Below are 21,430 nucleotides of genomic sequence, written 5' to 3' on the forward strand. Positions count from 1 at the left end.
TCAAAGAGGTCCACAGGAAAGCGCCTTGCTTTGGCTCGTCCTCAGACCATCCCGCTCAGCGCCTCGAAAAAGGCAACGATCTCGCGTTCGAGCGGATAATCTTCAGGCACCGGCTGCGACCCCATTTTTGCAATCACCACTTCCGTCTTCGGATCGACGTAGAGCCATTGGCCGTGGATGCCGATGCCGCAGAAAGCACCGTTTGCCGCACCCGTTTGGTACCACTTGTTGCGATAGCGGCCCTTCGGGAACAGATGCACCATCGTGCCGCGCTGCCAGGCCTCCGCGCTGCCGCCGGCAACGGTCGTATCGCGCACCCAGCCTTCCGGCACGATGCGCCGGCCATTGGCCGTGCCGCCCTGCCGCATCATCTCGCCGATACGCGCCAGGTCGCGCGGCGTCACCGAAATGCCGCCGGCGGTGCGCGCCGTACCTTCCATGTCGACGCCGATCGAAGCCTCGCTGACAGCACCCAGCGGTAGCCACAGTTTCTCGCGCATCAGGTCCGGGAAGCGCTGGCCGGAAGCTCGTTCGAGCAGCAGGCCGAGCAGATCGGAATTGGGCGAACGGTAGCGGAAGGTTTTGCCGTGCGGTTCTTCGAGCCGCTGCAAGGTCAGAATGAATTCGCGCAAGCTTTCAGTGCCGCCGCCCGGATTCCACAGCGTAGCGCGACGGTAACGGGCAAAGGCGCTTTCGGGATCGAGATAGGCCTCCTCGAAGTCGAGGCTGACGCTCATATCGAGCACATGCCGGCAGCTTGCATCGGCATAGGCCGAACCGGCGGCTTCCGGAATGTACTGGGTCACCGGCGCTTCCGGGTCGAACACGCCCTCGCCTTCCAGTATTCCGGCGATGATTGCGGTGACCGATTTGCTGATCGAAAAGATGATGTGACGGGCGCCGAAATCCATATTGGGCGCGAACCAGTCGCCGATGACCTTGCCAGCCTTCATCACCGTCAGCGCGTCGCTGCTCGAACGTGTGAGGAATTCGGCCACCGTTTCCGGGGCGCTGGCGATCGAAACCTTTTCGCCGAGCAGGCCGCTCAGGTCCCGCACCGGCGCTTCGACGCTTCCCGGCGTCGCCGCCACGGGAGCGGTCGGCACCAGTTCGCCAAGGTTCTGGAACGACCAGCGGTTGAAGGGGTTTTCGCGCCACTTGGAGAGCAGCACCTCATTGCGGGCAAAGCCGTAGCGGATCTCGAACGCAGTCTTGCCAGTCATGAACGTTTCCTCGGAGGGATGATTTGTTGTGGGTCAACCAAGCGCCTTGGCGATGGCGTGCACCGCCTTCAGCGTTGCCACCGAATAGGCGACATTGCTGAAATCCGGATAGCTTGAAAGCTTGACCACGACCATGCCGGTGTCCCAGTCGATATGGATCATCTGCCCGAACACGCCCCGGCACATCAGTGCGCGTGAGCGCGGGTTTTCGATCCAGAACTGGTTGCGGTAGCTGCCCTCCGGCAGGCTCGGATTGAAATCCGGCGCATGCCTGCCGTTGCGCGTCGCCTCGATCCAGTCGGCCGGCACGATGCCGCGGCCATTGTCGAGGATCAACTGGCCGAAGCGGGCGTAGTCTCGCAGCGTCGCGTTGAAGCCGCCATCGGCCAGCGCATAGCCGGCGCTGTCAACCGTGAAGCAGGCGCTCTCGTCGGCGCCGAGCTTTTGCCACAGCTCCTCGGACACCAGCTGCGCCAGCCGTTTACCGGTGACCCGCTCCATGATGAAGGCAAGCACGTCGGTCTCGATCGAGCGGTACTCGAACGCGGCGCCATGCGGCCGCACCTTGTCCTTCAGCTGCAGGATCAACTCGAACAGATGCGGCGGCCATTGGAAATCCGGATCGCTGTCCGGCGGCACCGGCTTCCAGCCGGTGGCGACATCGACCTGGCCGATATCGGAATAGCGATCGGTGTATTCCTCGGAAAAGCGAACACCCGTCGTCATGTCAAGCACATGCTGCACGCTGGCGCCGTCCCAGCCGGTCGCGCCGAGCTCCTGCAGATAGGCGGTCACCGGTTTGGCCGGGTCGATCAAGCCGCGCCCAACCAGAATACCGAACACGGTGCCTGTTACCGACTTCGCCATCGACTGCGACAGATGCAGCGTGCGCTCGGCCATGCCGTTGAAATAGCGCTCATAGGCGACCTTGCCGTCTTTGAGCACCAGGAAGCCGTCCGTGTAGGTCTCGTCGAGCAGGCCAACGAGCGTCGTCGGACGGCCCTTGCTGTCTTCCACCGGCAGCGCGTCGAGATCGGTCCCTGCGCGCTCAAGACGATGGCGATGGCCATTACCGCGCCAGACCTCGATGGTCGGCAGGAATTCGCGGATGTGTTGGAAGGCCCAGCGATTCCATGGCGGCCGGTCCCAGTCGAGCTTCGGCAGCACCATTTGAGGCGGCGAGCCCTGCATGATCGACGGCCGCGGATCGCTGTTGCGATAGGAGTCCATGAAAGCCATTCCGGAAAAGAAAAGACCCGGCGGCGCATGCCGCCGGGTCTGTCAGACTGCGGTTATTTCTGCAGTTCGGTCCAGATCTTGGTGTAGATGTCCTGGATCTCAGGCGCGCACATCTTCTGGAATTCGCCTTGTGCCTTCGCAGCCTCCGGAATGACGACTTCCGGGGCATCCTTCATATCGGCCGGCATGTACTTGTCCGAGCCGGTAATGGCGTTTGCGTAGCGATGGAAGGCCGAGAGGCCGGCCGCGTTTTCCGGATCCATGATGAAGTTCTGGAACAGCTTGGCGTTCTCGACATTTTTGGCTTCCTTGAGAACGACGACGTTATCGCTCCACAGGCCGTAGCCTTCCTTCGGATAATTGTAATGGATGGCCGGATTGGCCAGCCGCTGACGCAGCGCCGAACCGTTCCAGTCGCTGGTCGCCTTGAAGTCGCCGGCGCCCATCTTTTCGATGGTGTTGTATTCCATGGCGATCCAGTTCGGCTTGGCCGCGACAAGCGTGTCGCGCACCTTCTTCAGCACCGTCTTGTCGTCGGTGCACTGCTGGCCGCCGACATATTTGATCGCCGCGAAGATAACGTCATTCATCTCGGGAACGACATTGGTCTTGCCCTTCAGCTCGTCCGGCGTGTTGAAGATGATGCCCCAGCTGTCGGCTGGTCCCTTGTAGGCATCGGTGTTGACGACGACGCCGACGGTGCCCAGCGCCCACGGCACGGAATATTTGCGGCCGGGGTCGAAGTCTGGATTGGCCCATTCCGGCGCCACGTTCTTGAAGTTCTCCATCTTGCCCGGATCGGTCTCCTGCACGAGGCCCTCCTTGATCCAGATCGGCACGTAGGTTTGCGACGGAACGGCGATGTCGAAGCCGGTGCCGCCCTGGCGTACCTTGGCGAGCGCCGTATCGTTGGAATCGTAATCGGTGATCGTCACCTTGACGTTGTATTTGGCTTCGAACTTTTTGATCACATCGGGGCTGGTATAGTTGCCCCAATTGTAAATGTTCAGCTCGCCATCGGCGCGGGCCAGGCTCGTCGTTGCGAGCAGCGCCAACCCGATGGCGGCTGTCGTTGTTTTCCAGTTCATGGTTTTAGCTCCCATTTGTCGGTTCAGTCTCTTTTCCTGCTGACGAAGAAAAACAACGTGACGATCGCGACCGAAAGCAGCAGGAAGGCGGTCGATATCGCGTTGATCTCAGGCGTGATGCCGCGGCGGATCTGGCCGAGCATGTAGGTGGGCAGCGTATCCTGGCCGCCCGATTTGACAAACTCGGTGATGACGACGTCATCGAGCGAGATGACGAAGGCCAGCATCAGTCCGGCCAGTATGCCGGGCCACAAAAGCGGCAGCGTGATGCGGCGGAAGGTCTTCCAAGGCGTCGCGTACAGATCGGCGGCCGCGCGCTCCAGCGTCAGGTCCATGTTTTCCAGCCGCGCCCGGATCGGCAGATAGGCGAACGGGATGCAGAACGCCGTGTGGGCGGCGATCAGATAGCCAATGCCGGAATAGCCGGTGAAGATCTTGATGCGCGAGAAGAAGATCAGCAGCGCCACGCCGGTGACGATCTCGGGCACCATCAGCGGCTGGTTGATCGCCGCATATTTGAAGGTGAGGCCCGGATAGGACGCGGTGCGCGTGGTGGCAAGCGCGGCCATGGTGGCAAAGATTGTCGACAGCACCGCAGCGACGGCGCCGATCTGGAACGAGCGTAGCGTCGCGTCGATAACTTGCACGTTCTGCCAAGCCGACTGGAACCAGCGCATCGAAAAGCCGCCCCATTCGGACGTCGAGTTCGCCGCGTTGAAGGCATAGGCGACCAGCACGATGATCGGCAGATAGAGCACGATAAAACAGGTCGCAGCGATCACCGTGAAGCCGGTCTGGTGCTTGATGGAAAAGTTCTTAGCCATGCCGCGCCCCCGACTTGCCGGCATTGCGCACATAGGCAAGCAGCGCCACCATGACGATGATCATCACCGTGATCGACAGCGCCGAGCCGAGCGGCCAGTTGCGGCCTTGGCCGAACTGCAATTCGATCAGGTTGGACAGCATCATATTCTTGCCGCCGCCAAGCACGCTCGGCGTCACATAGGCGCCAAGGGCTGGAATGAAGACCAGGATGGAGCCGGCAATGACGCCGGGTTTGACCAGCGGGAAAATGATCTTCCGCAATACCTTGAAACGGGTCGCGTAGAGGTCGTAGCCCGCCTCGACGAGGCGAAAATCAAGCTTCTCCATGCTGGCATAGATCGGCAGCACCATCAGCGGCAGGTAGACATACGCCATGCCGATCAGGATCGCCGTGTCGGTGAAGAGAATCTGGACCGGCGCTGAGACGATACCAAGCTTGATAAGGATGGTGTTGATGATGCCTTCGTTGCGGATGATCTGCAGGACGGCGAAGGTGCGGATCAGAAGGTTGGTCCAGAACGGAATGGTGATCAGGAACAGCCAGAGATCCCTGGTTTTCTCACTGCGCGTCGCCATGAAATAGGCGGTTGGAAACCCCAATGCCAAAGTGGCGATCGTCGTTATCACCGCCAGCTTGATCGAGCGCCAGAAGATGGTGACATGCGCTGCCGCAAGCGAAAGCGTATCGTCGAAAATGTCGCGTTCCATGAACACCGACAGCCAGGCATCGGGCGAGAACTGCCACTTCACATCGCCATAGGGGCCAGGCGTCAGGAACGAGTAGATCAGCACGATCAGCAAGGGGCCGGTCGCGGCGAGGAAGATCACCAGCAAGGCTGGCGCTGACAGCAGCCAGCGGTCGCGCACATCGCGTCGCTGCGCTGCCTTGGCGACTTGTTCCGCGGTCGCCATGATCAGTCCTTCAGCACTTGCGCGGCGTCGTTGCCGATCATGATGCCGATCTGGCCGCCCTGCACGAAGCCGTCACCGGCGCCGCGGCTGTTCTGACGCCGCACGATGAACGGCTCGCCACCGGCAAGGCGCAGATGGAAGTGCGTGTCGGTGCCGAGATAGACGATGTTTTCGACGGTGCCGGACAGCGAAGCGCTCGGGCTGGCCGTGCCCAACTGCGCATGCTCTGGACGCACGACGATGGTGACCTTGCCCCTGGGGCTGAAGCCTTCCGGCAGCGAGGCTGGGATTTCCACACCAGACGGCAGCTTCACCGTCGCCCGGCCACCAGTCGCGCTAACCACATCCGCCTTTAGGAAGTTCGACTCGCCGATGAAGTCGGCGACGAAACGCTCGGCCGGCCGGTCGTAGATGTCGCGCGGCGAGCCGACCTGCAGGATCTTGCCCGACGACATCACCGCGATGCGATCCGACATGGTCAGCGCTTCCTCCTGGTCGTGGGTGACGAAGATGAAGGTGATGCCGGTCTCGTGCTGCAGCCGCTTCAATTCGATCTGCATTTCCTTGCGCAGCTTGTAGTCCAGCGCCGAGAGCGGTTCGTCGAGCAGGAGCACCTTGGGCTGCGGCGCCAGCGCCCGGGCGAGCGCCACGCGCTGCTGCTGGCCGCCGGAGATCTGGCTGGTGCGGCGACCCGCCAGCGCCTCCATCTTCACCAGTTTCAGCATCTCGGCGACGCGCGCCTTGATCTCGGCCTTCGGCTTGCCCAGCATTTCCAGGCCAAAGCCGATATTGTCGGCGACCGTCATATGCGGGAACAGCGCGTAGGATTGGAAGACGGTGTTGACCGGCCGCTTGAAGGGCGGCAACGGCGCGATGTCCTGGCCGTAGAGGAGGATTTCGCCGGCGGTTGGAAAGTCGAAGCCGGCAATCAGCCGCAGCAACGTGGTCTTGCCGCAGCCGGATGGTCCCAGCAGGGTGAAGAACTCATTCTCGCGGATGGATACCGAGACCGTATCGAGGGCAGCGACCTGCCCCTCACCCGATCCGAAAATTTTACTGACGTTTACGACTTCAATTGCATTCCGATCCGGTTTTTCCGGCACGATACGCCTCACTGTTCACCCCGCTCTTGCTGGCGGAGCTTTTCCCCTGTTCGATGTGACCACACGGCCGGTAGGTTGGCAAGTCCGGCATTGAATCACAGTTCAGTCGGTCATTTCGTCTTGCAAGCGGCAAGCTGTGCAAGCCGCATGCCATTGTCAGGCCTGGTAGGTGACCTTGCCACCGCAGACCGTCGTCACCGGTCGCAGCTTGTGCAGATCGGCCGGCGCCGTCTTCTCGATATCGGCCGACAAAACCACCAGATCCGCCATGTAGCCGGGTTTCAGAACGCCTTTGCGATGCTCGGCGAATTCGGCATAGGCGCCCTCGACCGTGTAGGCGGCAATCGCTTCCTGCAGCGAGAAACTCTGGTCAGGATCGCCTTCTGCCCATGGTTTGCGCTGCACTGCCGCCTGAATGCTCAGGATCGGGTCGATCGCCGCCACCGGCCAGTCCGAGGCGAACACGACATGGGCGCCGGCGCTTTTCAGGGTGCGCCAGGCATAGCTCAGCGGCCAGCGGGCCGGCCCGATGCGTGACACCGTCGGCTCCAGCGGAAAATCCATGGCGCCGGGCGGATGCGACGGCTGCATCGAGGCGATGACGCCGAGTTCGGCAAAACGCGGCACGTCGGCTGCTGTGGTGACCTCGATGTGCTCAACCCTGTGCCGGCTGTCGCGCTTGCCATTGACCTTCTGCGCCGCCTCGTAACCGTCGAGCACTGCGCGTACCGCGCCGTCACCGATCGAGTGCACGGCGATCTGCAGCCCGCGTTTGTCGATAGCCACGGCGAGATCGATAAATTGCTGCGGCGTGAACAGCGGCTCGCCGACCCAGTCGGGACGATCCGCATAAGGTTCGACCATAACAGCGGTCCAGGAATCGAGCACGCCGTCATAGAACACCTTGACCATGCCCGATGACAGCCACTCACTGTGGTAGCGCTCGGCCATGACGGATGCCTTCTCCAGCACGTCGAGCGTCATGAAGTTCTTGTAGTGGAATGGAATCTTGACGCGGCAGGGCAATCCCTCCTCGGCCTCGATCTCGGAAAGCAGTTCGAGCTGGTAGAGATTGCCGTCCATGTTCTGGATCGAGGTGATGCCGTGGCGCGCGCACCACGCAAGCCCGCGCCGCATTATGTCACGGTCAGCGGCCCGCTCGGCGGCCGACGGCGTTGGGTCCGGCTCGCCGCCGGTCGACAGCCCCAGCCGCACCCGGCTTTCGCCGGCAAGGTCGAGCACCGGACCGAAGGCCTCGCCCTCGCGCAATTCGCCCGCGGCCAGGCCGTCGTCACCCATCACGATCTCGTTGCCCGGACCGAGCGTGCGTCCCTTCAGGATGCCGGCCATCTCCAGCGCCTTGGTGTTGGCCCACATCGTATGGTGGTCGGGCGCCGCCATGCAGAAGGGGCGGTCGGGCAGGATGGCGTCGAGATGATGGCGTGTCACCCGCTCGTCGCCGAGCACGGTGTAGTCGACGCCCTGTCCCACAAGCATTTTCGCCTCGGGCCGCGTCGTTGCGTAGTCGCGGATGGCGCTTTGAAGCGCCTCGAATCCATGGATACCGCCGAGTTGAAGATGCGCGAGCTCGGCCCCTCCCGAGAACAGATGCATGTGGGCTTCGATGAAACCGGGCAGGACCGAACCGCCCTTGGCGTCGATCACCTCTGTGGTCGTTCCCTTGAGTTTTTCTATGGCGGCGTGGTTGCCTATGGCGATGATGGCGCCGTCCTTGACGGCAATCGCCTCGGCGGCGGGATTGTCATCGTCCATGGTCCGCACGCGACCATTGATGACGATCAGATCAGCATTTTGACCCGCACCCGTGACAGACATCGCGACTCCGCGCTTTTGACGACTGGCTGAGACCGACAACCCTCTTGTCCGACAAGCTGTCACTCCGCCGGAGCGGCTTTATCGGACGAAAACTGATGCCAGTGCGCTGTTTCGAAATTCCCCTTGTGATCTCTCAAAACAGCGTGGATAAAAGAATGCGACTAATTATTCGCGTTTGTCAACGTGCCGAATTTCGAATGTATTGTGGACAACACACCACGCCAATGTTGAGACCGGGACCTGTGTTGAAACCGGCAGGGAACGAAGGCATCAATCCGTGAAGCGCAGTCTCAGCCGCGAAACCAGGATGGCGCTCGAACCGCGCAAGCAGCCGCGGCAGGAACGGTCGAGCAAGGTGGTCGACCGGATACTCGACGCGGCTTTGATCCTGACGCGGGAGCAGGGAACCAAGACGCCGACGACGCTCGCCATTGCCCGGCGCGCGGGCCTGTCGGTCGGTTCGGTCTACCAGTACTTTCCCAACAAGGAAGCCATTCTCCTCGACCTCGCCCGGCGCTGGCTGTCGTCGTTTCCCGAGGTGATCGCCAGGCGCATCGAGGTCACCCCACCCACCAACCGCGACGAGTTTCGGCAGGAGGTGCGCAAGCTCTTCATCGATACCTCCAGAATATATCTCGAAAACGCCACCCTGATGCCGGTGATCGAGGCGATATCCGGCAATGCCGACCTCAGGCCGATCCAGGACGAATATGACGAGCAGATCATCGCGCTTTACGCCGCGTGGCTGCAGCATGTGAACCCGGCCCTTGAAGACAAGATCGCCAGCCGGCTCGGCGTGCTGATGATGGATGTCGGGCACGCCTGCCGGCTTGTGGGGTTGAAGCGGGATCGCAAGACATACGACCTCATCGAGGACGATGTGGAAAGAATGTGGCTCGCTTTGGTCACCCCCTATCTCAACCTTGAGTGATTTCGCTATTTCGAGAGGAAATTCATGAAGACTGTCTATTCGCCGCTTCATGCCGGCCATGCCGGCCAGATGGAACTGGTGACATCAGCCATCGTGCCGGGTTTCGAGAAGCCATCGCGGGCCGAGTTCATCAAGGCGCGGGTCGAGAGCGAGAAGCTGGGGCCGATCATCGGACCGGTCGAGCACGATCTCACAGCCGCCAAGCGCATCCACAAGGCCGACTATATCGACTTCCTGCCAACCGTCTGGCCGGCGTGGAAGGCCGCCGGCCTCGAGGGCACGGCGATGCCCTTCACCTGGCCGACGCGCGGCCTGCGCGGCGACGTGCCACCCAAGCGCGTCGACGCCTTGCTCGGCTACTATTCCTTCGACGCCGGCGCCACCTTCGTCGAAGGCACATGGACCGCGATCAAATCGTCCTATGACGTGGCGCTGACGGCGGCGGCCTTGGTCAAGGGTGGCGAGCGGTCGGCCTTCGCGCTTTGCCGCCCGCCCGGCCATCACGCCGGTGCCGGGTTCATGGGCGGCTACTGCTACATCAACAATGCTGCGGTCGCCGCGCAATGGTTCCTCGATCAGGGCGCAAAACGCGTCTCGATCCTCGACGTCGACTATCACCACGGCAATGGCACGCAGGAGATCTTCTATGAACGGGCCGACGTGCAGGTTCTCAACCTGCATGGCGATCCGATGGTGGAGTATCCGTTCTTCCTCGGCCATGCCGATGAACGCGGCGCCGGCGCCGGCGAAGGTTTCAACGTCAATTATCCCATGCCCTTCGGCACCAATTGGGACGCCTGGAACGCCTCGCTGGAGGATGCCTGCGTCAAGCTCGCCGCCTACGCCCCCGATATCGTCATCGTCTCGCTCGGCGTCGACACCTTCGAGAAGGATCCGATCAGCCAGTTCAAGCTGAAAAGCCCGGACTATCCGAAGATCGGCCGGCGCATCGCAAAGCTCGGCCTGCCGACGCTGTTCGTGATGGAAGGTGGCTATGCCGTCGAGGAGATCGGCATCAACGCCGTCGGCGTGCTGACCGGCTTCGAGGACAAATAGGAAAGCGATTCCAGGATAAGTGTGAGGCGGTTTTCCGGCCGGAATTGTGCCAAAGAGATATGGGGCGGCTCCGGCCGCCCCGACCATCTAGGCGGCCGCAGCCGGGTTGGGTGCAACCACCGGAACGGCTGGCCTTCGCGACCGGCCGATGCGGTAGACAATCACCGCCGCAATCACGCCTGTCGCCAGGATGGCCACCGCCAGCAACGGCCGGTACCAGAACCAGGCAATCGCAATCGTCACCGTGCCGACTAGGATCGCCAGAACGAAGGCGATGATGCCGGTGCCCATCCGCGCCATGCTGCCGAGGAAGGGTATGACGTCGAGGATCACCCCGATCGGGCTGAGGAACAGCGCAAAGCCGATGGTCAGCAACAGCAAGCCGGCGCCGCGCAGCAGCCAGGTGATCAGCGTGTTGGCGCTGACGGCGTCGGCGAACATCTTTTCGGCCGGGACGTTGCCGGTGTCGACCATCAGCAGCGCATCGCCGGCTTGCGTCTGGTAGGGCTCGAAGCGGCTGTCGGCCTGGCGCGCGATGATGCTGATCACGCCCAGCGGCGCCAGTTCGTAGCCGATGCGATAGTCACCCAAAGCGGGCGTCGTGTTGTCATTGCCGAGAAAAATCTTGCCATCGACGATGCTGAGCGGTTTCGTTCCGGTATAGGCAGCCTTTATCGCCGCCGACTGGTCGGCTGAGAGCGAATAGTCCTTGTCACCCTCGATACGGTCCAGCACTGGCGTATCGAGATCGAAGGCGACAAGCTTGCCCTCGGGAATCTGGAAGGTCCGGCCGTGGATTTCCATCGGCGGATTCTGGTGGCCGTCCGGCTTCTTGAAATCGGAGGAGTCGATCTGGCTGTCGTCCCACACCTTGGAATAGCTGTAGGTGGTCACCGTCTCTTCGCCACCGCCGAGCTTCTTCGTCGTCTCCGACTTGGACTCTTCCTTCCACTGATACATCTCGACGCTGCGCGACAGCCGCAGCCCTTGCGCCGCAATGCCGAAATCCGGATCCGCCAGGCCGCTGTCCGCCGTCACCAGTCCGCTGACATGAACCAGCTTGCCGTCATTGGCGGTATCGACGCTGTCGGCGCCGACCGAAACCACCGCTCCAGAACCTTCGGCCAGCGAGCGCGCCGTCTGCACGGCGCGGCCTTCGTTCCAGAACAGCCCGATCACCATCAGCACGATCAGGATAAGGCCGAAGATGACCCCGCCGACCGCGCGCTTGATCCGCCCGAACCACGAGACGGACGTTACTTCCCGAAATGAATCGCTCATCGTTTCCCCCGAAACAAAGTTATCCCAAAATTACAACGCGGCCGGCGGCTGCGCGTTTAGCCCGTCAATCGGCGTGGATCTGCGCGCCGCAATCCCTGTCGCCGGCGCAGGCGTGCACCGCGCGTGTCGTGCCGCCATCGCCAACCCGCCACGGCGAGGCAGACAGCGGCGCCCGGCGATTGCCCCCGAAAAGATCGAGCGCCCGCATCGCCGTGTCTTCGCCAGCCTCGTCACGCTTGACGATCTCGACGTCCTTGAGGCCGATCGCGGCAAGCTGCGGCATCACCACATCGGGGTCGCCCGCTACCACGATCAGCGACGGATCGAGCGACGCCAGGGCCAGCGCCTGTTTCTGAACCGCATCGAGCGTCAGCTTTGTGCGCGCCGCCATGCGGGTTTGCTGGTCCTCCAGCGTCGATCCGCTGCCAACCGCGCCAATCAGCGAGGAGAACAGACCAGCCGACGTCTCGGCCGATCCAGCCAGCGCCCGGCGATAGACGGTCACCGTGCGGTCGACTTCGTCCTGCGCCACCGGCAAGGTGGTCAGGCCGGCAAATCCTTTCAGGATTTCGGTAATCGCCGGCCCGGTGTTGGCGCGCTCGACGGTGGTTGCCACGACCAATCCCGAGCCGGCCTTCATCGGGCTCATCAGATAGCTCGACACGCCATAGGAGTAGCCCTTCTCCTCGCGGATCACCGAATTCAGCCGGCTGGAGAAATCGGCGCCAAGCAGGTTGGAGACCGCGGTCGATTCAGCGCGCTCGCTCTCGTCGGTGCCGGGCGCCGGCCGCGCCACGAACAGCGCCGACTGGCTGGCGCCGGGTTCGGGCACCAGCAGCACTTTCTGTCCCCCGTTGAAATGCGCCGCCGGCGACGGCTCGACGGCATAGCCGGCGGTGTCGCTTGACCACGCGCCAAATGCTTTTTCAAGGCTGGCGGCGACGCTCGCGACCGGCATCGGGCCGACGCTGTAGAAGGTCACCGCCTTCGGCGTGAACTCCGCCTTGAATGCGTCCCTCGCCCCGTCGAGCGAGATCGAGGCCAGCGCCTTTGCCGACCAGTCCACCGCTGCCTTGCCCGGCACCTGCGGGATCAGCGTCGCCTTTGCCACGCGGCCGGCAACGCCGGGCAGATCCGCCTCGCGGCCGTTCAGCCAATCGACCGTCTGCGCCATCAGCACCGTCCATTCGGTCCTGTCGAAACGAGGCTTCAGCACCGCGTCGGCGAGCAGGCCAATACCCTGGTCGAGCTTTTCCGGCGGCACGCCAAGCGTCATCATCGTGGTCAGCGTTCCGGCCTGGTGGCCGACGCCGGCGCCGATGTCGCTGGCCGCCTTGGCGAAGTCAGCCGAGCCGCGATCGGCGGCCCCGCGTGTCGCCATGCTTGCTGCAAGCTCCAGCAATCCCTCCTTGCCTTCCGGCACGCTGTTCCAGCCGCCGGCGGCACTGGCCGCGACATACACCATCGGCGCTTCCGGCATTGTGTAGTGGACGAGTTTGATGCCATTCGAGAGCGTCGCCGTTTCCATGGCGGGCAGTGTTGCCGAAGGCGCTTGCCCGGCCGCATGCTTCGGAATGTCGATCGCCGCTCGCTCCGGCGCGGTGAACGGCTGCGGTGTGCCGGACGACCCGATCAGTGCATCGGGATAGCCGCCGCGCGGGCCGGGCTTCAGCACCAGTATGCTGGCGTCTTCCGGTTTCAACAGCCGCTTCATCGTTGCCTCGACGCCCGCCACGCTGGCGTCCTTCACCCGCGGGTCGTCGACCAGCGCGCTCTGCGCATCGCCGAGCACGTCGGCATTGTAGGAGACGACGCCGGCGCGATCCTTCAGTGCTTCGCTGCCGAGCCGCGCTGCCTGCAAGATGCCGGTGCGCGCACGCTCGACATCGACCGGATCGAGCGGGGTCTTCAGGAAATCCGCAAACGCCGTTTTCATCGCGCTTTCCAGCGCTTCCGGCGCCACACCTTCGGCGGCACCCGCCTCGAAGGTAAAGCGGCCACCGAGCAGACCGCCGGTCCAGCTCGCGCTGGCATAGGTGGCAATGCCCAACTGCGAAACCAGCCGGTTGCGCAAAAACCCATATTCGCCGTTGCCGAGCAGTTCGGCGGCAATGCTGAGCGCACCATTGTCGGGCGACTGCGCCACCGGGCCACTGAAGCCGACCACGACGATGGGGCTTGGCACACGATCCTCGAGCACCAGCTTGAGCCGGGCCTGCGTCGGTGCCGGCACGGCGGGCCGCGCCACATCGGCGCCGCGCGCCACGCGGCCGAACGTGTCGGCAATCAGCGCCTTGGTGTCGTCGATCTCCAAGTCGCCGACCAGCACCAGCACCGCATTGTTGGGCAGATAGTAGCTGTTGAAGAAACCCCTGACATCGTCGAGCGTCGCCGCATCGAGATCGGCGACCGAGCCGATGACCATGCGGCTATAGGGATGCGGCTTCGGGAACAGCCCGGACCAGAAAGCTTCCCAGCCGGATGCGCCGGCCTTGTCGAGCACGTTCTGGCGCATCTCGTTCTTGACCACCGAGCGCTGCAGATCGAGCTTGGCCTGAGTCACCGAGCGGCCGAGATTGGCCATGCGGTCGGCCTCCAGCGACAAGATCATCGGCAGTGACGACGACAGCCCGTCGACGTAATAAACCGTGCCGTCTTCGGTGGTCCAGGCATTGATCTCGTTGCCGAGCGCGGCGTGCGCGCCGAACACGTTCGGCCAGGCCGGCGTGCCGGAAAACATCAGATGTTCGAACAGATGCGCAAAGCCCGAGCGTCCCGCGGGTTCATTCATCGACCCGACGCGGTAGCGCAGGTTCATCACCACCTTCGGCACGCGATGGTCGGGCACCAGCACCACCTGCAGCCCGTTGTCGAGCGCATAGGTAACGGTCGGCTCAGCCTTGGCGGGCGCTGCCATGCCGGCAAGAGCCGCAAGCACCACCGTGAACGCCAGGAAAACCTGCTTCATCATGACCCCCGATGCTGATGGCCGCGAGCAAGCGCCGCCAAATCCGCCGTATGACCGAAGGGATGCCCACCCCTGCCGGCTGCCGAGACCCTATCGGAATCGATCGGCCCTCGATACGGCAGTATCGCAACACCCTCTGGCTTTTTCGTGTCGGCGTTTCAGGCCTTTTGCGGCGGAAAAGGCCGCGAAAGCAGCCCCTGAGTCGCTTGAGTCCAATAATATTGATTTTGTCAAATCGCGTTTGATGTCGGATTCATCTGCGGGTAGATTAGACCCGAATCAGCCGGTCCTTGGGGGGCGCGGCGACCACCCAAAGTCTCAAGTTCCGGCCAATGACCGGCACCAGACGCGGACGGCTTCGCGTTCCCTGAATGGATTCGGCGATCAGCGCGACCGCCGCGCCGTGTGAGTGCTTCGTAAACGTGATGCGTCTTCAAGTTCGGCCGCTGCTAACCCCAGCGTCCGGGCTCAAGAAAAGACTCCGGCCATGACATACAACCAAAGCATCCAATGAGCAGTTCCGCCGCGCTTCTCCAATCCGATACGTTAGGCTCGCGCCTCGAATCGCGCGGCGATCTCACCTCCTTTTTCATGCAGCTTGCCGCCGAGATCGGCGCCGACAGCTACATGCTCGTCGCCATCGTCCACGACCAGGACCGCAACGACGCCCGCATCGTCTCATCCAACTGGATCTTCGACGCCATTGAACTGATCGGCAAGCGGCTGATCGCCGGCCTTGCCCAGGGACCGCTGACCGTTGCACCTGGCATCCGCCCGAGGCCCCTGGTCGCCGCCGCGGCACCCGACGCCGGCGGACTGCTCACAGGCGAAGAGGCGCGCCTGCTCGACGTGCTTGGACATGCCGAAGTCTATTCACTGCGGCTCAATGTCGGCCGCCAGCGGCTGTTTGCGCTTTTCTCGGCGGCCGAGGCCGGCAGTATCGACCAGCCGGCGCTGATGAAGGCTCAGTTGAAGTGCTGTTACGCGCTGTCCGCCATCCCGCAATTGATCGCCGCCGTCGCCATGCAGGACCCGCTGTCCGACCGCGAGCGCGAATGCCTGTTCTGGGTGTCTGAAGGCAAAACCACCGATGAGGTCGCAGTGATCCTCGGGGTCTCGTCCAACACCGTCAACAGCTACATCACCCACGCCATCCAGAAATTCGCGGCCTCGAACCGCGCTATGGCCATCGCCACGGCAATCAGGAGCGGCATCATTTGAAACACGCTGACATCAAGGCGGCTGCGGAGGCTCTTTTCAACGAGCAGCGCAATCCGTTCGGCGCCTTCTCCATCGGTTCCGAGACGCACCATGCCGTCACCATCCCGGACGCGGTGCGCCGCTGCCGCTGGATCGCCGTCGACATCAACGCGTCGGCGTTTGGCCTCTATTTCGTCAGCCCCTCGCCGGAACGGGCGCGCCTGGTGCCGAGCTTCGATTCCGACTATCCAGCCACTGCTGTTGCGACCAAATTCATCGCCGGCGCCAATGGCGAGGAGATGGTTCGCCACAGCGGCGCCTCGACAGCGCCGCGCTGGTGGGCCGATGACGGCATCGCCGGCTCGGACGCCGTCTTCCAGAACCTCGCCTGGGCGGAGCGGACGGCGCCGCTGGCGCCGGGCACCAACGGCATTGCCTTTCCCGTCCATGCCGATCGCGGCCATTGCGGGCTGGTGGTGTTCCTCGGCTCGACGATCGCTCTGCCGGAGGACACGCTCTACGAAATCCACGCCCGCTGTTTTTCGCTGTTCGCCGCCGTCGCCCGCATTCGTCCGAACGATGCCGGCCGGATGCGGTCGATCTCCAAGCGTGAACTGGAGTGCCTGAAGCTGACCGCCAACGGCAACACCAGCGAAGAGATCGCCAGGCTGCTGAAGCTGTCGGTCCACACCGCCAACCAGTATCTCACCCAGTCGACGCAGAAGCTCAACGCGGTCAACCGCAACCAGGCGGTGGCCAAGGCGCTGCGCCTGGGTCTGATCGAGTGATCAAAGCCGCGTCCGGCGATTGGGATAAGACAAAAGATCAGCGATAGGCGAGCGGCTCGGTCCGGCGAATGCGCGCCTCTTCGATGACCGTCTCCAGCAAGGCGGTGTTGTGCTCGGGGTCTTCGCCTGGCTTCTCGAACGACACATAGTTGACCGCGACCGAAGACCTCTCCTCGCTCAGCGTCAGCTGGAAATAGACGGTGACGCCCGGCGGCCGAAGCTCGAGATCGAGCACGATGCGCGGGCTGCCGCTCCAGTCGACATGTGCCTCTCCGCCATGGCCGAGCCTGAGCGTGCCCGGCAGGAAGAACAGCTCCACCGCCGAATCCACCAGATCCGACAGGCAAGCGAAATGCTCGAGCCGGATGAAAGCGATGTAGTCGGCGACATCGATCAGCCGCAACTCGTCGACCACCTGCTCGATGGCCTTGGCGACGATGAGTTCGCGGGATTTTGCGTGCGGTTGGCGGTTCATGAAATTTGTCTCCGCTCAGCCTTTTTGGAGTAGACGATCCGCACCAGTTCGGCGACGGCCTGGTAGAATTGCGACGGGATCACGCTATCAACCGAAACTTGCTTGTACATGGAGCGGGCGAGCGCCACGTCCTCGAAGATCGGGATGTTGTGCTCCTTGGCAATCTCGCGAATCTTGAGCGCCACAAGGTCCTGGCCCTTGGCCAGCACCATGGGTGCTGAATCCTCGTCGCGGACATATCTGAGCGCGATGGAAAAGTGCGTCGGATTGGCGATGATCAGCGTCGCGCGCGGCACCGCCGTCATCATCCGCTTGCGCGCCCGGTCACGCGCCAGCGAGCGCAGCCGCGACTTGATGATCGGGTCGCCCTCGGACTGTTTGAACTCGTCCTTGACCTCCTGCTTGGTCATCCGCAGATCCTGCTTCCAATGGAAGCGCGACCAGACGACGTCGACCGCCGCGATCAGCCCCATAACGAAGACGATCGCCACCAATATGTCGACGGTGATGCTTTTGATGACGAGGCCGAAAGCGACGGGGTTGGTGATCATGCCGGCCAGGAGCTGGCGGTAGTCCTGCGACAGCGTGAAGTAGAGCACGATACTGGCGAAGCCGAGCTTGCCCAGCGATTTCAGGAATTCTACCCAGCCCTGAATACCGAACATCCTGGTCCAGCCTTTGGCTATCGAGATGCGCGACAGTTGCGGCCGGATCCGCTCGCCGACGACTTGCGGCATGTTCTGCAGCACCGAGGCGCCGATGCCGGCCACCACCAGCAGCACCAGCAGGCTGACGACGGCGTTGCCTATTTCCATCATCACGGTCTTGTAGAGCGCGATGACGTCGGTCTCGGTGTCCATCGGCCACGCCTCGGGCTTTTCCAGGAACATCGACAGGAACATGCCGAGATCAACGACCGCGTCCTTGGCGTAGAAGACGGTGAACACCAGTATGGCGATGAAGGACGCCAGAAGTGCGGCCTCTCGCGAATGGGGCAGCTTGCCCTGTTCGACGGTGTCGCGGATCTTCTTTTCGGTCGCGTCTTCGGTTTTGGAGTCTTTGTCCGCCGCTTCAGCCATTCAGCGCTCGGCGTTAAGCCGCTTCGCTCTGCTGCGATGAGGGCAGTTCGAAAGCCCCCTCGCGCGAAAGCCGGATTGTCGCCACCGCGATGTTCTTGCGCGCCGTCATGATGTCGGCAAGCTGAATGCCTTCCGAGCCCTGTCCGAGCTCGGACTCGATCATGCGCCGCGACCGTGCGCCGATCGCCGAGAGCGCCGATTCCGTCAATGCGGGTGGTGCACCGCGCAGCGCCAGCGTAATCAGTTCGGTCGACAGCCCGTCGAACAGAAGCACCCGCGCCTTCTGCGTCAAAAGCGGCAGATCGTCGAAGGCAAACAACCTGGAGCGGACACCGCCGAGGTCCGGCGTGCCGGCCTCTTCCAGATCCTGCATGACCTCTTCCAACTGAGGCTTGTCCATCTCGTTGAGCATACTGGCGACGCGCGCCTGTCCCGCCGAGATATCCTTGGTCGCGGTCTGCGCCAGCACGCTGGCGCGCAGCTGGTTCTCGATGATCCTGGTGGCCGCGTCCGGAATGGTCGCCATCGTCACCATGCGCTTGATGATCTCGCTGCGCATCGGCTTTTCCATGGTCAGCAAAATGTTGGCGGCGGCTTGCGGCGCAAGCTTCGACAGCACCATGGCCGCGGTCTGGGGATGCTCGGCGGCAAGGAACGTGCCCAGACGCGTCGGCTCGAGCTTTTCCAGCTCCGGCCAGATCGGCGGTGGTCCTTCCGGCGCAACCTCGAAGCGCTTGTCGCCCATGATGGCGCTCATCTCTTCGGGCGACAGCGATTCATTGAGGATCGTGTCCATCCGGTCGGCGGAATCGAGCAGGCCCGCACCTTCGGTGAACTCGGCCTCGAATTCGGCAACGATGCGTTCGAGGTCGCTTTGCGGAATGGTGCGCAGCAGCCGCGCCCCTTCGATCAGTGCCTTCAGTTCTTCCTGCTTGAAGAATTTCAGCAGCCGGCTGGCCGAAGGCTTGCCCATCGCCACCAGGATGGCGGCGGCCTTTTGCGGGCGCGTGAGCGTCACCGGCGTCGTCATGGCATCCGCTCCTGCTGAGACCGCATGTCATTCATTGCTCAAGCGCCCTTGGTCGCCGCGATAATTTCGGTCAGCCTGATGCCAAAGCGCGACGGATCGCTTTCCAGCACGGTGATTTCGCCGCGCGCGATCTTGCGGCCGTTGACCACGACATCGACCGGTTCGCCGATGCGCCGGTTGAGCGCCACCGTCGAGCCCTTCTGCAGCGCCATCAGGTCCGACACCGACATTTCCGTGCTGCCGAGGATGATCTGCACATCGACGGGGATGCTCATGATGATGTTCGAATTGGCGCCGGACGTGGCAGCCCGCAAGGCGGCGTCGGGGCGCTTTTCCTCCTCCTGGAGGACACCGCGCAATTCCTCGATGGCGCGGTCGAGCTGTTCGTCCGGCTGGTCGATATTGGCTTCCACCTTGGTCTTGGCCATCAGTCGTCTCCAAATGCTTGGGCTTGCCCGGCGTCAGCCCGGCATGAGCCCATCGATAAAATCCTGACCGGCATCGTAAGGATGCCTGATCCGGACGGTGTAGTTCTGCCCGAGTTTACCGAACTCGCAGACAAACAGCGTCTTGTCGCGCGCGCTCAGCTTGGCCTGCGACTGCGCGGTTTCCTCGAACTCGATGATCTGGCCCGGCTCGAAGCCGGCGAGGTCGCCGAGCGTCAGGCGTGCCAACGGCATGGTCGCTTCGAGCGTCACCGTCGAGCGCATCACTTCTTCGGAAAAACGTGCCCGCCAGTCGGAGGTCGTGCCTTCGCTGTCGTGGACATCGGCGATACCGCGTGTGGCAAGCAGAATGCGCTGCGGGATCATCACCGTGACCGTTCCGCTGTCGGTCGGCGTCGAGATGCCGAAGACGATGCGCACCGCCGCGCCATCGCGCAGCACGCGGCGCTTGGCTTCGCTGCCCGAAAGCGCCCGCGGCACCGGCAGCCGCAGCTCGAGCGAGCGCCGGCCCGATCCGTTCAACGCCTGCGCAACTTCCTGGAAGACCGTGGTCGCGACATCGGTCTCGATCTGCGACAGAGCGCGCTCGATCGGCGAAACCGGCTGATCCGGATCGCCGCCGAACAGCGCGCACACCATCACGGCGATGGCCGGCGCATCAGCCACCAGCGTCATCGCATCCGAAGACGTCGGCGATGCTATGATGGCCATGGCAAAGGCATCGCCGGCATTCGTGCGGGCATCGGGAACACGGCTGATCTCGACCGCGCGCAGGTCGACGGTGACCGGTGCGCCGAGTTCGCCGGCCAGGCTCTTCTGCAGCAGCGGCAGGGCGCGCTCGCCCATCGAGCGCCCGGTGCCGATGACATGAGCGGCCTCACCGCTGTCACCGACCAGACGCTCAATGATCAGCGAGCGGGCTTGCGAGGGGCTGCCAGGACTTGTCATGACGGCGTGCGGTCCTGTCTGTCGTCATGCATGGCTCAAGCCGCTTTCTTCTCGGCGGAAGCTGTGTTCATCGTGCTTTGCTCGACGGCATCGATCGTCGGCCGCTCATAGGACGAGATGGTCTTGCGACCGAACTCGATCGCCACCTGCGGCAGGGCGCCGTTCATGTAGGCAAGCAGCGTCTGCTTGACGATGATATAGAGGCGGTTCTTCTTCTCGCGCACCGTCTTGATCTTGGTGGCGACCGGCCCGACCACCGCATAGGACAGGAAGATGCCGAGGAAGGTTCCGACAAGGGCAGCGCCGATCAGGCCGCCGAGGATTTCGGGCGACTGGTCGAGCGCGCCCATCGCCTTGACCACGCCGAGCACGGCGGCGACGATGCCGAGCGCCGGCAGACCATCGCCCACCGCCACCAGCGCATGGTAAGCCTTCATCTTGTCGGACTTGATGGTCTGGATTTCCTCGTCCATCAGCGCCTCGATCTCATGCGAGCGGGCATTGCCGATGATGATGATGCGGCAGTAGTCGCAGATGAAATTCGTCAGGTCGTGGTTCTTGAGCACGGTCGGGAACGCCTGGAAGATTGCCGACTCCTCCGGATTGTCGATATGCGCCTCGACCTCGCTGCGCGACTTCGAGCGCAGTTCGCGCATCAGGCTGTGCAGCACGCCCAGCGTCTCCAGATAGTCGCGCTCTTTCGGCACCGCCTGCTTGAACGCTTCGAGGATACCCCTGCCGGTGTCCTTGACCGTCTTCATCGGGTTGGCGACGAGAAAGGTTCCAAGTGCGGCGCCACAGATGACCACCGCTTCCCAAGGCTGCATCAGCACATGCAGATGGCCGCCCATCGCCATGAAGCCGCCGAGAACACAGCCGAGCGTCACCACAAGTCCGATCAGAATGCCCACGCCAGATCCTTCCGCATCACGTCAGGCCTAACCGATAGCCCCCGTGCCTTGTGTGAGGCTTGAATCATGCAAGGTGAGGCGATTCAGCCTC

Annotated in this window: 19 protein-coding genes; 4 read left to right on the forward strand and 15 right to left on the reverse strand. The window is 63.0% G+C overall.

Features of this window, described 5'->3' with window-relative positions:
* Positions 1-41: 41 nt before the first annotated feature.
* The 7 genes from NKJ88_RS01660 to NKJ88_RS01690 all read right to left on the reverse strand — a co-directional run bounded on the left by NKJ88_RS01660 (position 42) and on the right by NKJ88_RS01690 (position 8,226).
* The gene (locus tag NKJ88_RS01660) at positions 42-1,223 is read right to left on the reverse strand and encodes a serine hydrolase domain-containing protein (RefSeq protein WP_352443459.1); all 1,182 of its coding nucleotides are present in this window, start codon (positions 1,221-1,223) and stop codon (positions 42-44) included.
* A 33-nt stretch (positions 1,224-1,256) separates the two neighbouring features.
* Positions 1,257-2,453 carry a serine hydrolase domain-containing protein gene (locus NKJ88_RS01665; protein WP_352443460.1) on the reverse strand — a complete coding sequence of 399 codons (1,197 nt, stop codon included), beginning with the start codon at positions 2,451-2,453 and terminating at the stop codon, positions 1,257-1,259.
* Between the two features lie 62 nt (positions 2,454-2,515).
* Positions 2,516-3,550: an ABC transporter substrate-binding protein gene (locus NKJ88_RS01670; RefSeq protein WP_023671767.1), complete on the reverse strand. Its 1,035-nt coding sequence runs from the start codon at positions 3,548-3,550 to the stop codon at positions 2,516-2,518.
* A gap of 23 nt (positions 3,551-3,573) precedes the next feature.
* On the reverse strand, positions 3,574-4,374 hold the full coding sequence (locus NKJ88_RS01675; RefSeq protein ID WP_023671766.1) for an ABC transporter permease: 801 nt from the start codon (positions 4,372-4,374) through the stop codon (positions 3,574-3,576).
* Positions 4,367-5,287 carry an ABC transporter permease gene (locus NKJ88_RS01680; protein ID WP_023696888.1) on the reverse strand — a complete coding sequence of 307 codons (921 nt, stop codon included), beginning with the start codon at positions 5,285-5,287 and terminating at the stop codon, positions 4,367-4,369. Before NKJ88_RS01680 ends, NKJ88_RS01675 begins: the two co-directional genes overlap by 8 nt.
* Before the next feature lie 2 nt (positions 5,288-5,289).
* Positions 5,290-6,390 carry an ABC transporter ATP-binding protein gene (locus tag NKJ88_RS01685; protein WP_352443461.1) on the reverse strand — a complete coding sequence of 367 codons (1,101 nt, stop codon included), beginning with the start codon at positions 6,388-6,390 and terminating at the stop codon, positions 5,290-5,292.
* Positions 6,391-6,546: 156 nt separating this feature from the next.
* The gene (locus tag NKJ88_RS01690) at positions 6,547-8,226 is read right to left on the reverse strand and encodes an amidohydrolase (RefSeq protein ID WP_352443462.1); all 1,680 of its coding nucleotides are present in this window, start codon (positions 8,224-8,226) and stop codon (positions 6,547-6,549) included.
* A gap of 277 nt (positions 8,227-8,503) precedes the next feature.
* Between NKJ88_RS01690 and NKJ88_RS01695 the strand changes: the two genes are divergently transcribed.
* Positions 8,504-9,157, forward strand: coding sequence for a TetR/AcrR family transcriptional regulator (locus NKJ88_RS01695; protein WP_023804754.1), 654 nt, complete (start codon positions 8,504-8,506; stop codon positions 9,155-9,157).
* A 24-nt stretch (positions 9,158-9,181) separates the two neighbouring features.
* On the forward strand, positions 9,182-10,213 hold the full coding sequence (locus tag NKJ88_RS01700) for a histone deacetylase family protein (RefSeq protein ID WP_352443463.1): 1,032 nt from the start codon (positions 9,182-9,184) through the stop codon (positions 10,211-10,213).
* A gap of 87 nt (positions 10,214-10,300) precedes the next feature.
* Here NKJ88_RS01700 and NKJ88_RS01705 read toward each other — a convergent pair whose 3' ends face one another.
* Both NKJ88_RS01705 and NKJ88_RS01710 read right to left on the reverse strand, forming a co-directional pair.
* Positions 10,301-11,494 carry a TMEM43 family protein gene (locus NKJ88_RS01705; RefSeq protein WP_352443464.1) on the reverse strand — a complete coding sequence of 398 codons (1,194 nt, stop codon included), beginning with the start codon at positions 11,492-11,494 and terminating at the stop codon, positions 10,301-10,303.
* A 64-nt stretch (positions 11,495-11,558) separates the two neighbouring features.
* Positions 11,559-14,465, reverse strand: coding sequence for a M16 family metallopeptidase (locus tag NKJ88_RS01710; RefSeq protein WP_352443465.1), 2,907 nt, complete (start codon positions 14,463-14,465; stop codon positions 11,559-11,561).
* 507 nt (positions 14,466-14,972) lie between these two features.
* Here NKJ88_RS01710 and NKJ88_RS01715 point away from each other — a divergent pair.
* Entirely contained in the window at positions 14,973-15,683 is a 711-nt protein-coding gene (locus NKJ88_RS01715) for a helix-turn-helix transcriptional regulator (RefSeq protein ID WP_023683473.1), read from the forward strand.
* On the forward strand, positions 15,680-16,450 hold the full coding sequence (locus NKJ88_RS01720) for a helix-turn-helix transcriptional regulator (protein WP_023728367.1): 771 nt from the start codon (positions 15,680-15,682) through the stop codon (positions 16,448-16,450). The genes NKJ88_RS01715 and NKJ88_RS01720 overlap by 4 nt, the downstream gene beginning before the upstream one ends.
* Positions 16,451-16,487: 37 nt before the next feature.
* Here NKJ88_RS01720 and NKJ88_RS01725 read toward each other — a convergent pair whose 3' ends face one another.
* Genes NKJ88_RS01725 through motA form a run of 6 tightly spaced genes read right to left on the reverse strand, consistent with a single transcriptional unit; the run spans position 16,488 to position 21,339 of the window.
* Positions 16,488-16,925, reverse strand: coding sequence for a BspJ family T4SS effector nucleomodulin (locus tag NKJ88_RS01725; protein WP_023671756.1), 438 nt, complete (start codon positions 16,923-16,925; stop codon positions 16,488-16,490).
* Positions 16,922-18,004: a flagellar biosynthesis protein FlhB gene (gene flhB, locus NKJ88_RS01730; RefSeq protein WP_023683475.1), complete on the reverse strand. Its 1,083-nt coding sequence runs from the start codon at positions 18,002-18,004 to the stop codon at positions 16,922-16,924. Before flhB ends, NKJ88_RS01725 begins: the two co-directional genes overlap by 4 nt.
* A gap of 13 nt (positions 18,005-18,017) precedes the next feature.
* On the reverse strand, positions 18,018-19,034 hold the full coding sequence (locus NKJ88_RS01735) for a flagellar motor switch protein FliG (RefSeq protein WP_023725152.1): 1,017 nt from the start codon (positions 19,032-19,034) through the stop codon (positions 18,018-18,020).
* Positions 19,035-19,072: 38 nt separating this feature from the next.
* Positions 19,073-19,462: a flagellar motor switch protein FliN gene (gene fliN / locus NKJ88_RS01740; protein WP_023714014.1), complete on the reverse strand. Its 390-nt coding sequence runs from the start codon at positions 19,460-19,462 to the stop codon at positions 19,073-19,075.
* A gap of 33 nt (positions 19,463-19,495) precedes the next feature.
* The gene (locus NKJ88_RS01745) at positions 19,496-20,428 is read right to left on the reverse strand and encodes a FliM/FliN family flagellar motor switch protein (RefSeq protein WP_023714015.1); all 933 of its coding nucleotides are present in this window, start codon (positions 20,426-20,428) and stop codon (positions 19,496-19,498) included.
* A 35-nt stretch (positions 20,429-20,463) separates the two neighbouring features.
* Positions 20,464-21,339: a flagellar motor stator protein MotA gene (gene motA / locus NKJ88_RS01750; RefSeq protein ID WP_023671751.1), complete on the reverse strand. Its 876-nt coding sequence runs from the start codon at positions 21,337-21,339 to the stop codon at positions 20,464-20,466.
* Positions 21,340-21,430: the final 91 nt, after the last annotated feature.

This window comes from Mesorhizobium sp. M0016 (genome assembly GCF_040324035.1).
Classification (GTDB): domain Bacteria; phylum Pseudomonadota; class Alphaproteobacteria; order Rhizobiales; family Rhizobiaceae; genus Mesorhizobium.